At 29.9% G+C, this 15,311-nt stretch carries 13 protein-coding genes and 1 pseudogene; 8 read left to right on the top strand and 6 right to left on the bottom strand.

The window, feature by feature from the left end; genetic code table 11:
- Window positions 1–75: 75 nt before the first annotated feature.
- Genes AC0L4B_RS07490 through AC0L4B_RS07480 form a run of 3 tightly spaced genes read left to right on the top strand, consistent with a single transcriptional unit; the run spans window position 76 to window position 2,084 of the window.
- Window positions 76–330: an autorepressor SdpR family transcription factor gene (locus AC0L4B_RS07490; RefSeq protein WP_473439218.1), complete on the top strand. Its 255-nt coding sequence runs from the start codon at window positions 76–78 to the stop codon at window positions 328–330.
- A gap of 4 nt (window positions 331–334) precedes the next feature.
- Window positions 335–1,078 (top strand): SdpI family protein, encoded by a 744-nt coding sequence (locus tag AC0L4B_RS07485; protein WP_473439217.1) that lies wholly within the window; start codon window positions 335–337, stop codon window positions 1,076–1,078.
- A complete protein-coding gene (locus AC0L4B_RS07480; RefSeq protein ID WP_473439216.1) occupies window positions 978–2,084 on the top strand; it encodes an alpha/beta hydrolase family protein in 1,107 nt (368 codons plus the stop codon). The genes AC0L4B_RS07485 and AC0L4B_RS07480 overlap by 101 nt, the downstream gene beginning before the upstream one ends.
- A 119-nt stretch (window positions 2,085–2,203) precedes the next feature.
- Here the strand turns inward: AC0L4B_RS07480 and obgE are convergent, their stop codons facing one another.
- Both obgE and AC0L4B_RS07470 read right to left on the bottom strand, forming a co-directional pair.
- Entirely contained in the window at window positions 2,204–3,199 is a 996-nt protein-coding gene (obgE, locus tag AC0L4B_RS07475) for a GTPase ObgE (protein ID WP_028606753.1), read from the bottom strand.
- 67 nt (window positions 3,200–3,266) lie between these two features.
- Window positions 3,267–4,382 (bottom strand): adenylate kinase, encoded by a 1,116-nt coding sequence (locus tag AC0L4B_RS07470; RefSeq protein WP_473439215.1) that lies wholly within the window; start codon window positions 4,380–4,382, stop codon window positions 3,267–3,269.
- A gap of 120 nt (window positions 4,383–4,502) precedes the next feature.
- Between AC0L4B_RS07470 and AC0L4B_RS07465 the strand changes: the two genes are divergently transcribed.
- A complete protein-coding gene (locus AC0L4B_RS07465) occupies window positions 4,503–5,657 on the top strand; it encodes a 5-(carboxyamino)imidazole ribonucleotide synthase (RefSeq protein ID WP_473439214.1) in 1,155 nt (384 codons plus the stop codon).
- On the opposite strand, the gene AC0L4B_RS07460 is transcribed toward AC0L4B_RS07465, so the two are convergent.
- The 4 genes from AC0L4B_RS07460 to AC0L4B_RS07445 form a co-directional block, all read right to left on the bottom strand.
- On the bottom strand, window positions 5,654–7,078 hold the full coding sequence (locus tag AC0L4B_RS07460; protein ID WP_473439213.1) for a LytR/AlgR family response regulator transcription factor: 1,425 nt from the start codon (window positions 7,076–7,078) through the stop codon (window positions 5,654–5,656). The genes AC0L4B_RS07465 and AC0L4B_RS07460 overlap by 4 nt on opposite strands.
- On the bottom strand, window positions 7,079–7,426 hold the full coding sequence (locus AC0L4B_RS07455; protein WP_473439212.1) for a hypothetical protein: 348 nt from the start codon (window positions 7,424–7,426) through the stop codon (window positions 7,079–7,081).
- Window positions 7,427–7,606: 180 nt separating this feature from the next.
- A complete protein-coding gene (locus AC0L4B_RS07450; protein ID WP_473439211.1) occupies window positions 7,607–9,208 on the bottom strand; it encodes a hypothetical protein in 1,602 nt (533 codons plus the stop codon).
- A gap of 110 nt (window positions 9,209–9,318) precedes the next feature.
- Window positions 9,319–10,779, bottom strand: a complete 1,461-nt coding sequence (locus AC0L4B_RS07445; RefSeq protein ID WP_473439210.1) for a hypothetical protein — start codon at window positions 10,777–10,779, stop codon at window positions 9,319–9,321.
- A gap of 469 nt (window positions 10,780–11,248) precedes the next feature.
- Here AC0L4B_RS07445 and purE point away from each other — a divergent pair, with 469 nt between their 5' ends.
- The 4 genes and pseudogenes from purE to AC0L4B_RS07425 all read left to right on the top strand — a co-directional run bounded on the left by purE (window position 11,249) and on the right by AC0L4B_RS07425 (window position 15,310).
- Entirely contained in the window at window positions 11,249–11,731 is a 483-nt protein-coding gene (gene purE / locus AC0L4B_RS07440; RefSeq protein ID WP_473439209.1) for a 5-(carboxyamino)imidazole ribonucleotide mutase, read from the top strand.
- A gap of 550 nt (window positions 11,732–12,281) precedes the next feature.
- Window positions 12,282–14,309: pseudogene (locus tag AC0L4B_RS07435) on the top strand (M3 family metallopeptidase).
- A 98-nt stretch (window positions 14,310–14,407) separates the two neighbouring features.
- The gene (locus AC0L4B_RS07430; protein ID WP_473439208.1) at window positions 14,408–14,911 is read left to right on the top strand and encodes a GbsR/MarR family transcriptional regulator; all 504 of its coding nucleotides are present in this window, start codon (window positions 14,408–14,410) and stop codon (window positions 14,909–14,911) included.
- Window positions 14,912–14,965: 54 nt separating this feature from the next.
- Window positions 14,966–15,310, top strand: a complete 345-nt coding sequence (locus AC0L4B_RS07425; RefSeq protein ID WP_473439207.1) for a hypothetical protein — start codon at window positions 14,966–14,968, stop codon at window positions 15,308–15,310.
- Window position 15,311 lies beyond the last annotated feature (1 nt).

Here is a 15,311-nt window from a genome sequence, read left to right as displayed (position 1 = left end):
CAAAAAAACTTCCTAATAAGGAAGTTTTTTTGTTATTAAAAATAATAATTAGATATTTAACTAAATACCTAATTAGTGAATTTATTATTTAAAGCATTAAACGACGACACAAGACGTCAAATTTTAGAACTTTTAAAAGAAGATAATCTTACAGCAGGACAAATTACTGACGCCTTTAATATTAGTAAACCCAGTATATCACATCATTTAGACATTTTAAAACGTGCAGATTTAGTAACCAGTGAAAAAAAAGGTCAGTATGTAGAGTATGCTATTAATACAACCATCCTAGAAGATGTACTACAATGGATTATTACCTTAAAAAATTAGAATTATGAATATCAAAAAAGAATTACCATTACTAATACTGATAGCATTACCATTTGTATATTTAACTTATATCTGGAATACTTTACCAGAAAAGGTACCAACCCATTGGAATACTAGTGGAGAAATTGATGGTTACAATAGTAAAAACACGCTATTATTAATTCCATTTATGTTACCGGTTTTAATTTATATAATTATGACCGTTGCTCCCAAAATTGACCCGAAAAATAAGATTGCTACAATGGGAAAAAAATATGAGCAACTAAAACGTTTCTTAGTCTTATTTATGTCTGTTCTAGCTCTATTTATAATTTATAGCTCAAAAACACAGAGCTTTTCTAGCCCAAACATTATATACATATTATTAGGTTTATTATTTGCTGGTCTTGGTAATTTTATGAAGACACTAAAACCGAATTACTTTATAGGCATAAAAACACCTTGGACTTTAGAAAACGAAACGGTCTGGAAAAAGACGCATCTTTTAGGTGGTAAAATATGGTTTATTGGTGGTTTACTAATTGTTTGCATAAGCTTAACCTTTCAAGCACAAACAGCTGATACATTATTTGTAATAATTACAATATTAATTACCATAGTACCATTAGTGCATTCTTATATTGAATTTAAAAAATTAAATAGTTATTATGAAGTATTTAAACAACCTATCAGTTACATTGTTTTTATTATTTACAAGTTTGACTGTTGCACAAACCGAAAAACCACAAACTCCACAAGCACCTTTTGATTATACAATTGAAGAGGTCACATTTGTAAATAAAGAAGCAGATAACATAACATTAGCAGGTACTTTGACACTGCCAAAAAACATTAAAAATCCTGCAACAGCCATTTTAATAAATGGATCTGGAGCACATGATAGAGACTGCAACATCATGGGACACAAATCATTTTTGGTAATTGCCGATTATTTAACTAACAACGGAATTGCTGTTTTACGCTTTGACGAACGTGGTACAGCACAATCTGAAGGAGATTTTAGTACTGCAACTACTTTTGATTTAGCTAAAGATATTGAAGCTGGTATTAATTTTTTAAAATCACGTAAAGATATTAACACATCAAAAATTGGATTAATTGGTCATAGTGAAGGTGGATTAATTGCACCAATTGTAGCCTCAACTAATATAGATGTTGCTTTTATAATCATGCTTGCAGGACCAGGTGTAAATGGTCAACGTATATTACAGTCCCAAAGTAAAAAAATAGCCAAACTACAAGGAGCAACAGATGAAGGTATTGCTTTTAATAACACTTTAACCTCTATTGCATATAAAGCCATGTTCTCTGAAACAGAAGTTGAAAAACAAAAGACTGCTATTGAAACGGCTTTACAAAATTTTAAAAACAAATTAGACACAGAAGATAGCCCTTTTAAAGTCTATGTTAATGATTATACTATCAACCAATTAAAAACACAGCTATCTAACCCTTGGTTACAAGCTTTTATTAAAACAGACCCAAAACCATATCTTGAAAAAACGACTTGTCCAATTTTAGTTTTAAACGGATCAAAAGACGTACAAGTTTTACCAGAAATTAATTTACCTGAAATTGAAAATCATCTTAAAACAGCTAAAAACATAGATGTAACAATTAAATTATTAGAAGGCTATAACCATTTGTTTCAAACTGCTAAAACTGGCCTTATGAATGAATATTTTACTAATAAAGAAACCTTCTCTCCTATTGTATTAAAAATAATGACTGATTGGATAAATGCTAGGTTTTAGAGTAATTCTTGATAAAATATAAAATAGGTTATATGTTACAAAACTGAAAAAGCAAAAACGATATACATAAAAAAAGCTTCCTTATGGAAGCTTTTTTTATGTAATATAATTCAAAATATCTAGTTAAGCATTTTCCAAAGTGTATCCTTCAATTCGGTTAATCCTTGTTGTGCTACACTTGAAATAAACTGGTAAGGTATTGGTAATACTTTATCTAATTCTGCTTTCATTTCTGCTTTAAGTTCATCATCCAACATGTCTGATTTTGAAATTGCAATCATGCGATCTTTATCTAACATTTCTGGATTATAACGTCTAAGTTCGTCTAACAAAATTTCGTATTGCGCATTAATATCTGGCGCATCTGCAGGTATTAAAAACAGTAATATCGAGTTACGTTCTATGTGACGTAAAAAGTAATATCCTAAACCTTTACCTTCTGCTGCTCCTTCTATAATACCAGGTATATCAGCCATTACAAAGGTTTGATAGTCACGATATTTTACAATACCTAAATTAGGTTTTAATGTTGTAAACTCATAATCAGCAATTTTTGGTTTTGCAGAGGTTACTACAGATAATAATGTTGATTTTCCTGCATTTGGAAAACCTACCAATCCTACATCTGCTAAAACTTTTAACTCTAAAGTTATAAAGTTTTCTTCAAGTGGCATACCTGGTTGTGCATAACGTGGTGTTTGATTGGTTGGCGTTTTAAAGTGCCAGTTTCCTAATCCTCCTTTTCCTCCTTCTGCAACAATGCGTTCTTCACCTTCTTCTGTAATTTCAAAAAGAATTTGATCCGTTTCAGTATCTCTAACAACTGTACCTAATGGTACATCCATATAGATATCTTCTCCGTCTGCTCCAGAGCTTCGGCTTTTACTACCATGTCCACCATGTCCAGCTCTGACGTGACGTTTAAATTTTAAGTGTAATAGTGTCCAAAGGTTTGGATTACCTCTTAATATAACGTGTCCACCACGTCCACCATCTCCTCCATCTGGTCCTCCTTTTGTAATAAATTTTTCGCGATGTAAATGCACAGATCCTTTTCCTCCGTTTCCAGAAGTGACATGCATTTTTACGTAGTCTACAAAATTTCCTTCAGTCATAATTTATTTAAAAGTTAAAACGATAATAGCTAAGAAACTGCTATTAACTCAAACAAAATTGTTTGTATTACAGCTTATCTATTACAGTGTTTAGACGTACTGTTATGTCTTCAATACTACCTATTCCGTTAACACCAAAATATTTATTTTGTGCTGCGTAATAGTCTTTTAATATTGCTGTTTCGTTATAATATACTTTAATACGGTTACGGATGATAGCCTCATCAGAATCATCTTTTCTTCCACTAGTTTTACCTCGCTCTAATAAGCGTTGTACTAAAACCTCATCTTCAACTTCTAAAGCGACCATTGCGCTAACTTCAGAATCTTTTTCTTCCATGATTTGATCTAAGGCTTTGGCCTGAGTTTCGTTTCTAGGAAAACCATCAAATATAAATCCTTTAGCATCTGCGTTACGTTCTACTTCAGCTTTAAGCATATCAATAGTTACTTGATCAGGAACTAAATGTCCTTTATCCATGTATGATTTTGCTAATGTCCCTAAAGCAGTTTCATTTTTAATATTATATCTAAAAACATCACCTGTAGAGATGTGTATTAAATCATATTTTTCTTTTAAAAAATTAGCTTGTGTTCCTTTACCTGCTCCTGGAGGTCCAAATAGCACTAAATTAGTCATGTGTTGTGTTGTTTTTAATTGGTATACAGCTGGTAGATCTCTCCCTAACCCATCATAGTCTAAACCATAGCCTACAATAAACTTGTTTGGTATTTCTAGTCCAACATAGTGCAACTTAAAGTCTTTTTTGTAAGCCTCTGGCTTGTAAAATAAGGTTGCGATTAATAATTGTTTTACGTTTTCGTTTTTAAATATACGATGTATTTCATGCAGTGTATTACCTGTGTCAATAATATCTTCTAAAATAACAACTGTACGACCTGTTAAATCTTGAGTCAAGCCTATTAAGCGCTGTATATCTTCTGTAGATTTTACACCTTCATAAGACGCTAGTTTAATAAATGTAACCTCACACGGTTTAGGATATTTTTTTACAAAATCACTTACTATCATAAATGATCCGTTTAAAACACCAATAAACACAGGCACTTCATCACCCAAATCTTGTGCAACTTGTGCTGCCATTTTAGTAATTACATTGTCAATTTCTTGTTCGGAAATAAACGGTTTAAACTGCTTATCGTGAAGGGTTATTGTTTGCATTTTGTAAATTTAAACCGCAAATATACGTAATTGTGACTGCTTTAGAGATATTTGAATTCGATTTTTAGGTGCTGTTTTGGTTTTAAAATGTATTTTTGTTGCTAACACGATTTAGCACCAATGAATTATTTTTCTTCTGACTTTAAATTAGGTATTTTAGGAGGTGGCCAATTAGGTAAAATGCTACTTTATAATACCCGAAAATTTGATATTCAAACTTACGTTTTAGACCCAAGTAACGAGGCACCAAGTCGTATGTCTTGCAATACTTTTATCCAAGGTAATTTAATGGATTATGATACGGTTTACAATTTTGGAAAACAGGTTGATGTTTTAACTATTGAAATTGAAAATGTTAATGTAGATGCATTAGAAGCTTTAGAAAAAGATGGTATCAAAGTCTACCCATCTGCAAAAACTTTAAGACAAATACAAAATAAAGCAACTCAAAAATTATTTTATAAAGATCATAATTTACCGACTGCTCCTTTTAGCAGATATGCCTATTTATATGAAATTGAAGACGCTATTAGTAATGACGCATTAAGCTTTCCATTTGTTTGGAAAGCAGCACAATTTGGTTATGATGGTAATGGTGTAAAGATTGTACGTCAACTTTCAGATTTAAATGATTTGCCTAAAGGCGAATGTATTGCCGAACAACTAGTACCTTTCAAAAATGAATTGGCTGTTATCGTCGCTAGAAGTGCAAATGGAGAAACAAAAACCTATCCTGTTGTAGAAATGGAGTTTCATCCAGAAGCCAATCAAGTAGAATACGTAATTTGTCCTGCTAGAGTCAGTCAAGAAGTAGCTGAAAAAGCACAAGATATTGCACTAAAAACTTCTGAAGCTTATGATCATGTTGGTTTATTAGCTGTAGAATTATTTCAGACAGAAGATGATCAAATATTAATTAACGAAGTTGCTCCAAGACCGCATAATTCTGGTCATCAAACCATAGAAGCTAGTTATACCTCTCAATTCGAGCAACATATTAGAGCCATTTTAGGGTTACCTTTAGGGTCTACAGATAATACTGTTGCTGGTGTTATGGTTAATTTAGTTGGAGCTGAAGGATATACTGGACAAGTTAAATATCAAAACATTGAAACTATAATGGCTATGAATGGTGTTACACCACATATTTATGGTAAACAACAGACACGTCCTTTTAGAAAAATGGGACATGTTACAATAACCAATAAAGACTTAAATACAGCACGACAAATTGCTGAAGAAGTAAAAAGCAGTATTAAAGTTATCAGTATTTAAAATTTAAATCCACGAGATAGCGGAATATGCTGACCGTTGGTCATGACAACCTCTGAACTATTATATTGCTTAATGTAATTTTTATTAATAATATTTGAGCGATGACACTTAACAAAGTTTGGAGGTAATTGCTTTTCGATTTCCGATATTTTACCTCTTACAAACTCTTTTCCTGAGGTTGTAAATAAATTAAGATAGTGTCCATCAGACTTTACACAAATTAACGCTTCTAAATACACTTTAGATTTATTTTTCAGCACAATATGATCGTTTATAACTAACGCTTTTACTGTTTCTAACTCGGTTTTAGTTTTTTGATTTTCAACACTTAAAGTTTGATTTTCTTTATCCAACAAAGACTTTATTCGGTCTGTTTTTTTCCATCGAATAAAAGAATACAATGCCAGTAAAAAAACTAAAAACAATAAAACACTATAAACCAGCTTATTATTATTGAATGTCTTTTTGAATGAGGATAATTCTTCTATTTTTTTATCCTTTTCCTTAGTTTGGTACGCTACATCAATCTCGTAAAAATTACTGTTTTTGCTAAAATCGTTAACTAAGCTGTCGTATTTATTTAAATAAAGCTTTTGAATTTCAGAATTTTTAAAATCTGCAAGACTATCGTAGGCTCGTTTTTTTAAATTGTGTACGATTCTATTTATTTTAATTAAATACTTTTGATTAGGTATTTTAAAAGTTTCATCAAGCTGATTTAAAGCTAAGAAATAATTGTTTTTATAAATTTCATTGACGCCTAGATTAATTTTAGCGTAAGCTTGGTTTAAATAATCGTTGTTTTGTTTTGCAGTATAATAAGATTCGTTTAAAATTTTTGCAGCTTCATTGTATTTATTTAATTGAATATTAAAACTACCTAAGTTTAATAACACTCCTGTTTTAAAACTTTGATTTTCTTTATAATATCTAGACTTTTGAAGCGCTAACATTTTACTGTAACCAATATTATATTTCATAGAATCCACAAAATACAGTGTAGCTAATTCTTTATTTACTATGGATGACCATTTATCGTTTTTATCTTGATTTGACAATTTCTGTAATTCGTTTAAAAACCGGTTAGTCTCTTTATAATAATTATGTTTATTGGTTTCAGTTTTATGAACTTGTAATAAAAGCTCTTTAAACTGATCTTCATTTAGTGTTCTAAAAGCTTTTTCATGCTCATATATTTTGTAATATTTTGAGTAAGCGGAATCTTCACAATTGATTCTTTGATAGATTTCAGCTATTTCAAATTGTGCTTTAGAATTAAAAGACTTCCCTTTTTGTAAATGTTTTAAATACACAATTTGTTGTAGCTCTTTCTCATAGAAATACTCATAAGAGATAGAGTCTAGCGGAATCTGTTGTGCAACAACAAATTGTGTAAATAATATAAAGATTATTTTTTTCAATTAACTAGCACAAGTTGTAAATCCCACTACGCCTCCTGTTCCGGTTTGTTTAGGTGTAAAAATGTCTTCAATAGATGGATCGTCATTAATAAAAAAAGCATATAAACCTTCAATATTAGAATCTTTAAAATTGGTGTAAATAACAGCTTCTTCTTTTCCTTCTAAAACAGCATTTCCTTTACCATCAGATATTTGAAAAATAACATGATCTGGATTATAATGTACTTTAACATGATCTACTTTAAATTGTCTAGAATTAACATCTTTAGAGTCTACATTAAGAAAGGTTATTTTTATTTTACCTTCTACCTCTCTACAAATTTCTACTTTAGCATTAATTGGTTTCATTTTTTTGATTTTTAATTGGTTAAGTGTTAGTTTTTTAAAAAATTCAATCAAATATATTAAGTTATATTCTAAATTATTAAAGACCTGAATATTATTGTTAGATTAATCTTAATAATGTATTAATTCAAAAAATAAATTAAAATCTAAGTGACATTTTTTAATTGTTTTTAAACTCTGCTTTTATTTCTTTTTTGATTTTGAATATATTTTAAAAGGAATACCAACACGTAATCTAGCAGTAAAGTCCTTATTTATTTTTGTATTGTAAATAGAATTATCAAAACCAATATCAATACCAAGTACAACGCCTTTGTTCTCTTTTCCAGTTGCTTTAAAAATTGGACCTATTAAAGCTGTGAAATTGTTTTTATAAAACACGTCGTCAGGCTTTTGTATTAAATAATTATGTCTAAGGTTTAAGTTTAAACCAAATTTTTGAGTTTTACCAAAAAACAAGGCTCCATAAGCACTAAAGCTACCATAGCTCATGATATTATCTATAGTATTAAAACTTCCTTTTAATGCATTATCTTCAATATTACTTTCGTCAATTATATTTTGGTTTTCATCTATTTTTGGTGTTCCATTTATCAAATTAGAACTTAAAAAGGATCCATTATGCAGTGCTGTACCTGCTTTAAAAAACAATAATCTTTTATTATTTTTACTAGTGTAATTATAATTAATCTGAGCAGTAATTTTTAGTTTATTTTTAGATTTATCAAACTTCAAACTATCGTTTAAAGACACATATAATCCATTATCTATATTAGCTTCTTCAAACTTGTAGTCTTCGTTAGTTATTGAAAAATCGCCATCAAACCAATGTAATGAATACCCATAGGTGATATCATTTTTTTTATCGAAACCTGCTAATTCTTCGATAATATAATTTATAGCTTTAACAAAGTCGTCACCTCCAGATTTTTCTAACTCTTTTAAAGACCTACCTTTTTTTAAGACAAAAACTGTGTCAGATAAAAGGTTTGAATTATAAAGTAACTTATTATGATAATTAGTTAATGTTAGATTTGTATTTACATTTTTGAAAATAGAATTAAATGTTTCTATATCTTTTTTAATAGCAATTAAACTATCTTTTTCATGATAATAAGTTGCTTTGCTTGTATCCAGTTTACTTAGTAAAGTATTTATTGTTTTTATTTTTTTAGTATAAGCAAGTTTAATCTTCATCAATGAATCAACAAATTTTAATCGTTTCATACTTACTTTTTCAGCATCGTTGTCGTAGTAAGACATTGAAGAATTACTAGGCTTATATATATAACCCAATGTCGCACCAACACCACTACTCCAAGCATTGTTGTTATACAAATTAAATGGAGATGAGGATCCTTTGACGTGAATACCAATTTTAAAGAAATGGCTGTATGACGAACTTAGCTTTGTAACACTGTTAACAGATACCGTTTCTTTAGAGTCATTTTTTTGATATCCTATGGAAGATCCATTGGAAGCTAAATCCGAATTAGCAAATACCACAGTATTAAATATTTCATTAATATTATTGTCTAATAATTGAGGTTGAATAGCAATACCATAGGAATTTTCACCAAAATCATATTCTGAAACTTTGTATAATAACAGTTTTTCATAGTTAGAAACTACTGTATTATTTGCTGGAACCTTATATAGTTTTTTATCACCAATTTGATTATAGTTTTTCTCTTGTGAAAAACCTAAAACACTGGATAACAAAACACATATCATGATACTTGTTTTTTTAGCTGTTTCATTTATTTTTAAATTTAATTTTATCAAAGGTTACACTATTAGTATTCAAACAACCATGTGGTCATTCTATTTTAGCCTCTTAGTTGATTACTTCTATTATATAAAAAAAGCATCAATCCAATTAAAATTATTATTTTCTAATTGTTCCCAAAAAAGCCTTCTATTGATCTAGAAAAACCAACCTGTAAAAACATACTACCGTCATTAGAAACACCTCCAATCTCTCCTGTAGAAGGATAGTTAGAAAACACTTCTAAATATAATCTATGAGTATGATCCCTTTTCCACTCGAAGAAAAAACCTGACGCTACGTAATTTGGTAAATTGCCATTTAGGTTAATAAAAGGTTCTCCTGGCTCTTCTCTGAAAGAAAAAACTTCGGCTGAGTTTTCATCAAAATAGTTTTCCATTATCCCTAAAATTATATGATCTCTTTTTGCTGTTCTTTGATTACGATAATATGAAAATTTCAAACCTGCTCTTAATTGTGTATACGATGTTGAAGTCTTACCTCCTTCTCCAATTTCCTCAGGATCTATCCAGTTATTTGAAGAAAAATTGTTAGACCCCATTTCATACCTTCCATATAGTTTAATATTTTTATGACCACCAAATATTTCTGCACCATAACCATAACTAGTGTTAAAATCAGTAAAAACAGGAGAAAAACCTGGTTCAAATCTTCCGTATATATTACCTCCTCCATTTTCAACCTCATAACCTAATTTAAATGCTAATCTTAAATCAACAGTAATAGCAGAAGCAGTAGTCTCTTCCTCTGTAGTTTGCTCATCTCCATTATAATCCACAGCTGTTCTAACACTATTATACGATAGTGGAAAAGCTGAAACACCGTAACCAAAATCAAAATTTATATGAAAATTATTACCTGTATATAAGTCTGTACCAGGTAATCCCATTTTGTTATAAATAACACCACCAAGTAGATATAAAATACTAGCCGAAGACGCTGCAGATGCAGCTGCAATTGCATTATTCTCTTTTTTCTGGTTAGCTATCCTATTATTATAAGCATTAATCTTTTCTTGTCTAAGTCTTTCTTGTTCTTCCTTTCGTTTTCTTTCCGCTTCAGCTGCTGCTGCTTTATCTCTTTCTTCTTCTTTAGCACGTTCTAACGCTTCTTCCTCTTGTTTTTTATTTTCTGCTATAAGCTTTTCGGCTTCTTCTTCCTCTTTTAACTGTTGTTCTTTATCTGCTTTTTCTTGTTCTTCTTTCTCCTTTTCTTCTGCTTTCTTTTTATCTTCAATTGCTTTTGTTTTATCTTTTTCTATTTTATTCAAATAGTTTTGTAAAGCACTAAAACCTGTAAACTTGACATTGTATAGCTTAGCATTTTTTATTGTATATCCTTCTTTCCATATTTTTTTTACATTTTCCTCACTTACACCTGGCCATAATTGATCCCATTCTGGACTACCAGGAATAAAAGATACAGAAATTTCGTTTTCAAGTTTTACCGTTGTAATTTTTCTAGAGCCTTGATAAATGTCAAATGAAACATTAATTAAACCTACCTCAATCTGATCAAATATTTTGTCACCAATATCTTTCCTGTAGTATTTTTGATTATTGTACATAATAAAATCTCCTTCAGATATTTTTTTGTTCTTGAGCTAAAAAGTGGCTCGCCTAGAAAGACATCATACTTACAAGCAAAATTTAAGTTAAGATCTTTACCGTTATTATTATTAGTTTTATAATTAATGTTTTGCTGATATGACTTTTCATATTTTTGAGCAAATAAAAAGGAAAACATTAGCTGAAATATGCTTACAATTAAAATAGACTGTAACTTCATTGGATAGTGATTTTAGTTTTTTGGATAGTTTACATTATGCTGATCAACACTTCAAAACTCCAATAAAATCAAGGCTTATAAAAATAAATGTCGTGAAATGCAGTAGATATATCATGAAATGCAATCACACTTTTAGAATAAATCAAGAAAGTAAATTAATGCTAAGGCAGAAATTAATTTAAAGTTCTAAAAAACGTATTTTTGTTTCAATTATTTTAAAAATCAACACCTCTAAAAAAACACACAACATGAATAAAGTAGCAGTTATAATGGGAAGCAATAGTGACATGCCAGTCATGCAAGATGCAATAGATGTATTAAAGAGTTTTAATATTGATATTGAAGTAGATATAGTATCTGCACATCGTACTCCCGAAAAATTATTTGACTTTAGTAAAAACGCACATAAAAATGGTATTAAAGTCATTATTGCTGGTGCTGGAGGTGCAGCACATTTACCAGGTATGGTGGCTTCGCTTAGTCCATTACCTATTATAGGTGTGCCAGTTAAGAGTAGCAACTCCATTGATGGATGGGACTCTGTATTATCAATATTACAAATGCCAGGAGGCGTACCAGTTGCAACTGTAGCTTTAAACGGAGCAAAAAACGCTGGTATTTTAGCAGCTCAAATAATTGGAGCTTCAGATCCTTCTGTATTAGAAAAAATAATAGACTATAAAGAAGCCTTAAAAGCAAAAGTAGAGCAAGCTGCAAAAGACATTAAATAGTAAAAACAGAAAACCCCAACACTTAGTTGGGGTTTTCAATCGCTATTAATCTTTTCTAAATGAGGAAATTTATACTCACATCAAAAAAACTATTTACAAAGCTGCTTCATATCCTTGTATTTGATTAATTGTTGGGTCGAGAAATAAACGAATTCGATTAAAGACAAATAAAACTGCTGAATTGCGATTTGTAATCCACAAAAAAAGCCCCAAACTATGTTTGAGGCCTCCATCGCTATTATTTTCTATATTATGAGTAATAAACACTCACATTTAAAAAACAGTTGCAAAAACGTTACTTTTCACTTAAATCAAGAGAAATGTTAAAGTTTTTTCATTTTATTAGTTAAAACGTAATATTTATGCGTTTAAATACATATTTAACAAAAAAAGCCTCAGAAGTATCTGAGGCTTTTTATCGCTATTAATCAATAATTTTTAAGTGAGTAACCAACTCACGGGAAAAAATCTTTGCAAAAATACGCAATTAAATCATTAGTAAGCAATAAAAAACTTAATTTTAACATCAAAAAATTTATTTTTAAGAAAAATGAACATATTAACAGACCATTTTACAACAAATTATAACTCAGCACCTTTTAATTTAATTCAAAATAAAGATTTTAAGCCTGCTATATTAAAACTTATCGAAGACACAAAAAAAGAGATTGATGCTATTGTTACAAATACAGCACAACCAACTTTTGAAAATACTATTGAAGCACTCGAGTTTTCTGGACAACAGCTAGATCGTGTGACTAGTATTTTTTAATTTAAATTCGGCTGAAACTAATGATGAAATACAGAAAATAGCTCAAGAAATTTCTCCTATTTTATCAGAGTTTGGTAACGACATTACGCTAAACAACGACTTATTTAAAAAAGTTAAGCATGTTTTTGATAATAAAGACCAATTAAATCTTACTACAGAGCAAAATACTTTATTAGATAAAAAATATAAAAGCTTTTCTAGAAACGGAGCAAATTTACCTGAAGACAAAAAACAAGAATTAAGAGCTATTGATAAACAACTAGCAAGTTTAAAGTTAAAGTTTGGCGAAAACATTCTAGCCGAAACTAATGCTTTTGAAATGCTAATTACAAATCCAGACGATTTATCTGGTTTACCCGAAGGTGCTATAGAAGCAGCAAAACAGTTAGCCGAAAGCAAAAATAAAGACGGTTGGTTAATTACTTTAGACTACCCAAGTTACATACCGTTTATGACCTATGCAGATAATAGAGCATTACGTAAAAAGTTATCTTTAGCTTTTGGATCTAAAGGTTTTAACAACAATGATTATGACAATCAAGATCATGTTTTAAAAATTGCTAAGCTTAGACACCAACGTGCTAATCTGTTAGGATATGATACTCATGCAGATTTTGTACTTGAAGAGCGTATGGCTCAAACACCAGAAAAGGTAACGTCTTTTTTAAATGAGTTATTAGAAAAAGCAAAACCTGCTGCTGAGCGTGAGTTTAAAAATCTTCAAAATTTTGCTAAAGAATTAGATGGTATTGACGTTTTAGAGAAATGGGATTCGGCTTACTACTCTGAAAAATTGAAACAAAAATTATTCAATTTAGATGATGAACAATTAAAACCTTATTTCAAACTTGAAAATGTTATTGAAGGCGCTTTCCTTGTGGCAAATAAATTGTTTGGACTTCAGTTTAAAAAAATTGAAACCATAGATAAATATCATGAAGATGTGATGACTTATGAGGTTTTAGATGAAAACAATGACTTAGTATCTATATTTTACGCCGATTTTTTCCAAGATCAGGAAAACGTAATGGAGCTTGGATGACTTCTTTTAAACCTCAATATATCAAAGATGGTGTTAACCAAAGACCCCACATATCTAACGTATGTAACTTTACTAAACCAACAAAAAGTAAACCTTCTTTATTAACCTTTAATGAGGTAACAACTTTGTTTCATGAGTTTGGTCATGGTTTACACGGTATGTTAGCTAATACAACCTACCCAAGTTTATCTGGCACAAGTGTGTATTGGGATTTTGTTGAGCTACCTAGTCAAGTACTAGAAAACTGGTGTTATGAGAAAGAAGCTTTAGAGTTATTTGCTAAACATTACCAAATTAACGAGGTAATACCAATGGATTTAGTTAATAAAATTAAAGAAAGTGCAACGTTTCAAGAAGGTATGCAAACCCTGAGACAAATAAGTTTTGGATTATTGGATATGAGCTGGCATGGTACTGATCCATCTTTGATCGAAGATGTTAAAGCCTACGAAACAAAAGCTTTTGAAAACACTAATTTATATCCTGAGGTAAAAAGTAATTGCATGAGTACTGCTTTTGCACATATTTTTCAAGGTGGTTACTCGTCAGGATACTATAGTTACAAATGGGCAGAAGTATTAGATGCTGATGCTTTTGAATACTTTAAAGAAGAAGGAATTTTTAATAAAGAAGTCGCAGCTAAATTTAAAGACCACGTCCTATCGCAAGGAGGAACAGAAAACCCTATGACACTTTACAAACGTTTTAGAGGTCAAGAACCTAAACCTGAAGCGCTTTTAAAGCGTGCTGGTTTAATAAAGTAATAGATTAAAAAAGAAGGTTATTAACTTAGCCTTCTTTTTATTTCAAACAAACTTTCAATAATTATTGAAAGTTTGAAATTAATTGATATATTTGTGACATGGAATATTTAGAAGCAAAAAATAAATTTATTAGTACTTGGGGAAGTTTAGGTTCACTTTGGGGAATCAATAAAGCTATGGCTCAAATACAAGCACTTTTATTTATTTCAACCAAACCATTATCTATGGAAGAGATTATGGAAGACCTTAAAATATCTAGAGGAAACACTAGCATGAATTTAAGACAATTAATGGATTGGGGAATTGTAACTAAAACATTAGTAGCAGGAGAACGTAAAGAGTTTTTTACAACCGAAAAAGATGTACAAGAATTAGCTAGGATAGTTGCTGTAGAACGTAGTCGAAGAGAAATTAAACCAGTAGTTAAAGTTTTAGAAGACGTATCAACCATTAAAGACGATGGAACTGCTAAAACAAAAGAACTTATTAAACAAACCAAAGCACTTCATGAACTAACCGAAACTATGGACATTATGATCAATAAATTAGTAAATCAAAAACAAAATTGGATTACAAAATCTTTATTAAAACTATTCAAATAAAAAATTTAATATAAACTTTCAATATTTTCTGAAAGTTTTATAAAAACAATAAATATGAAAAATATATTCAATTTAAACCTAGCAACTTATTTAGTTGTCCTTTTACTATTTTTAATTGAACCAATATATGGAGCTCTTGCTCAGTTAGCTTTAGGTATAATACAGATATTTATAGCGATATATATGAAGAGTAAATATGAGGAGTATTCAAAATCACTTCAAAAATTATTAAATTACTATTGGATACAAATAGCAATCTGGTTTATTGCATATGTTTTATTTGCTAACCTACTAACACTTCAAAATTACAATTATCTTTTTATGTTTATAATACCAATGTGCATTGGGCTATATTTAGTTATTGTGAATTATCTGATATTAAAAGCGTCAAAAGCTTAAT

The organism is Olleya sp. NP1-10, from assembly GCF_055804415.1.
This window is presented reverse-complemented; position numbering and strand designations above follow the sequence as displayed.

What these genes read in the sequence shown, in the direction of transcription:
- AC0L4B_RS07455 (WP_473439212.1), bottom strand. Translation starts at nt 7,426, where the DNA reads ATGAAACCAATTAATGCTAAAGTAGAAATTTGTAGAGAGGTAGAAGGT.
- obgE (WP_028606753.1), bottom strand. Translation starts at nt 3,199, where the DNA reads ATGACTGAAGGAAATTTTGTAGACTACGTAAAAATGCATGTCACTTCT.
- AC0L4B_RS07445 (WP_473439210.1), bottom strand. Translation starts at nt 10,779, where the DNA reads ATGTACAATAATCAAAAATACTACAGGAAAGATATTGGTGACAAAATA.
- AC0L4B_RS07430 (WP_473439208.1), top strand. Translation starts at nt 14,408, where the DNA reads ATGGAATATTTAGAAGCAAAAAATAAATTTATTAGTACTTGGGGAAGT.
- AC0L4B_RS07480 (WP_473439216.1), top strand. Translation starts at nt 978, where the DNA reads ATGAAGTATTTAAACAACCTATCAGTTACATTGTTTTTATTATTTACA.
- AC0L4B_RS07485 (WP_473439217.1), top strand. Translation starts at nt 335, where the DNA reads ATGAATATCAAAAAAGAATTACCATTACTAATACTGATAGCATTACCA.
- AC0L4B_RS07425 (WP_473439207.1), top strand. Translation starts at nt 14,966, where the DNA reads ATGAAAAATATATTCAATTTAAACCTAGCAACTTATTTAGTTGTCCTT.
- AC0L4B_RS07470 (WP_473439215.1), bottom strand. Translation starts at nt 4,382, where the DNA reads ATGCAAACAATAACCCTTCACGATAAGCAGTTTAAACCGTTTATTTCC.
- purE (WP_473439209.1), top strand. Translation starts at nt 11,249, where the DNA reads ATGAATAAAGTAGCAGTTATAATGGGAAGCAATAGTGACATGCCAGTC.
- AC0L4B_RS07465 (WP_473439214.1), top strand. Translation starts at nt 4,503, where the DNA reads ATGAATTATTTTTCTTCTGACTTTAAATTAGGTATTTTAGGAGGTGGC.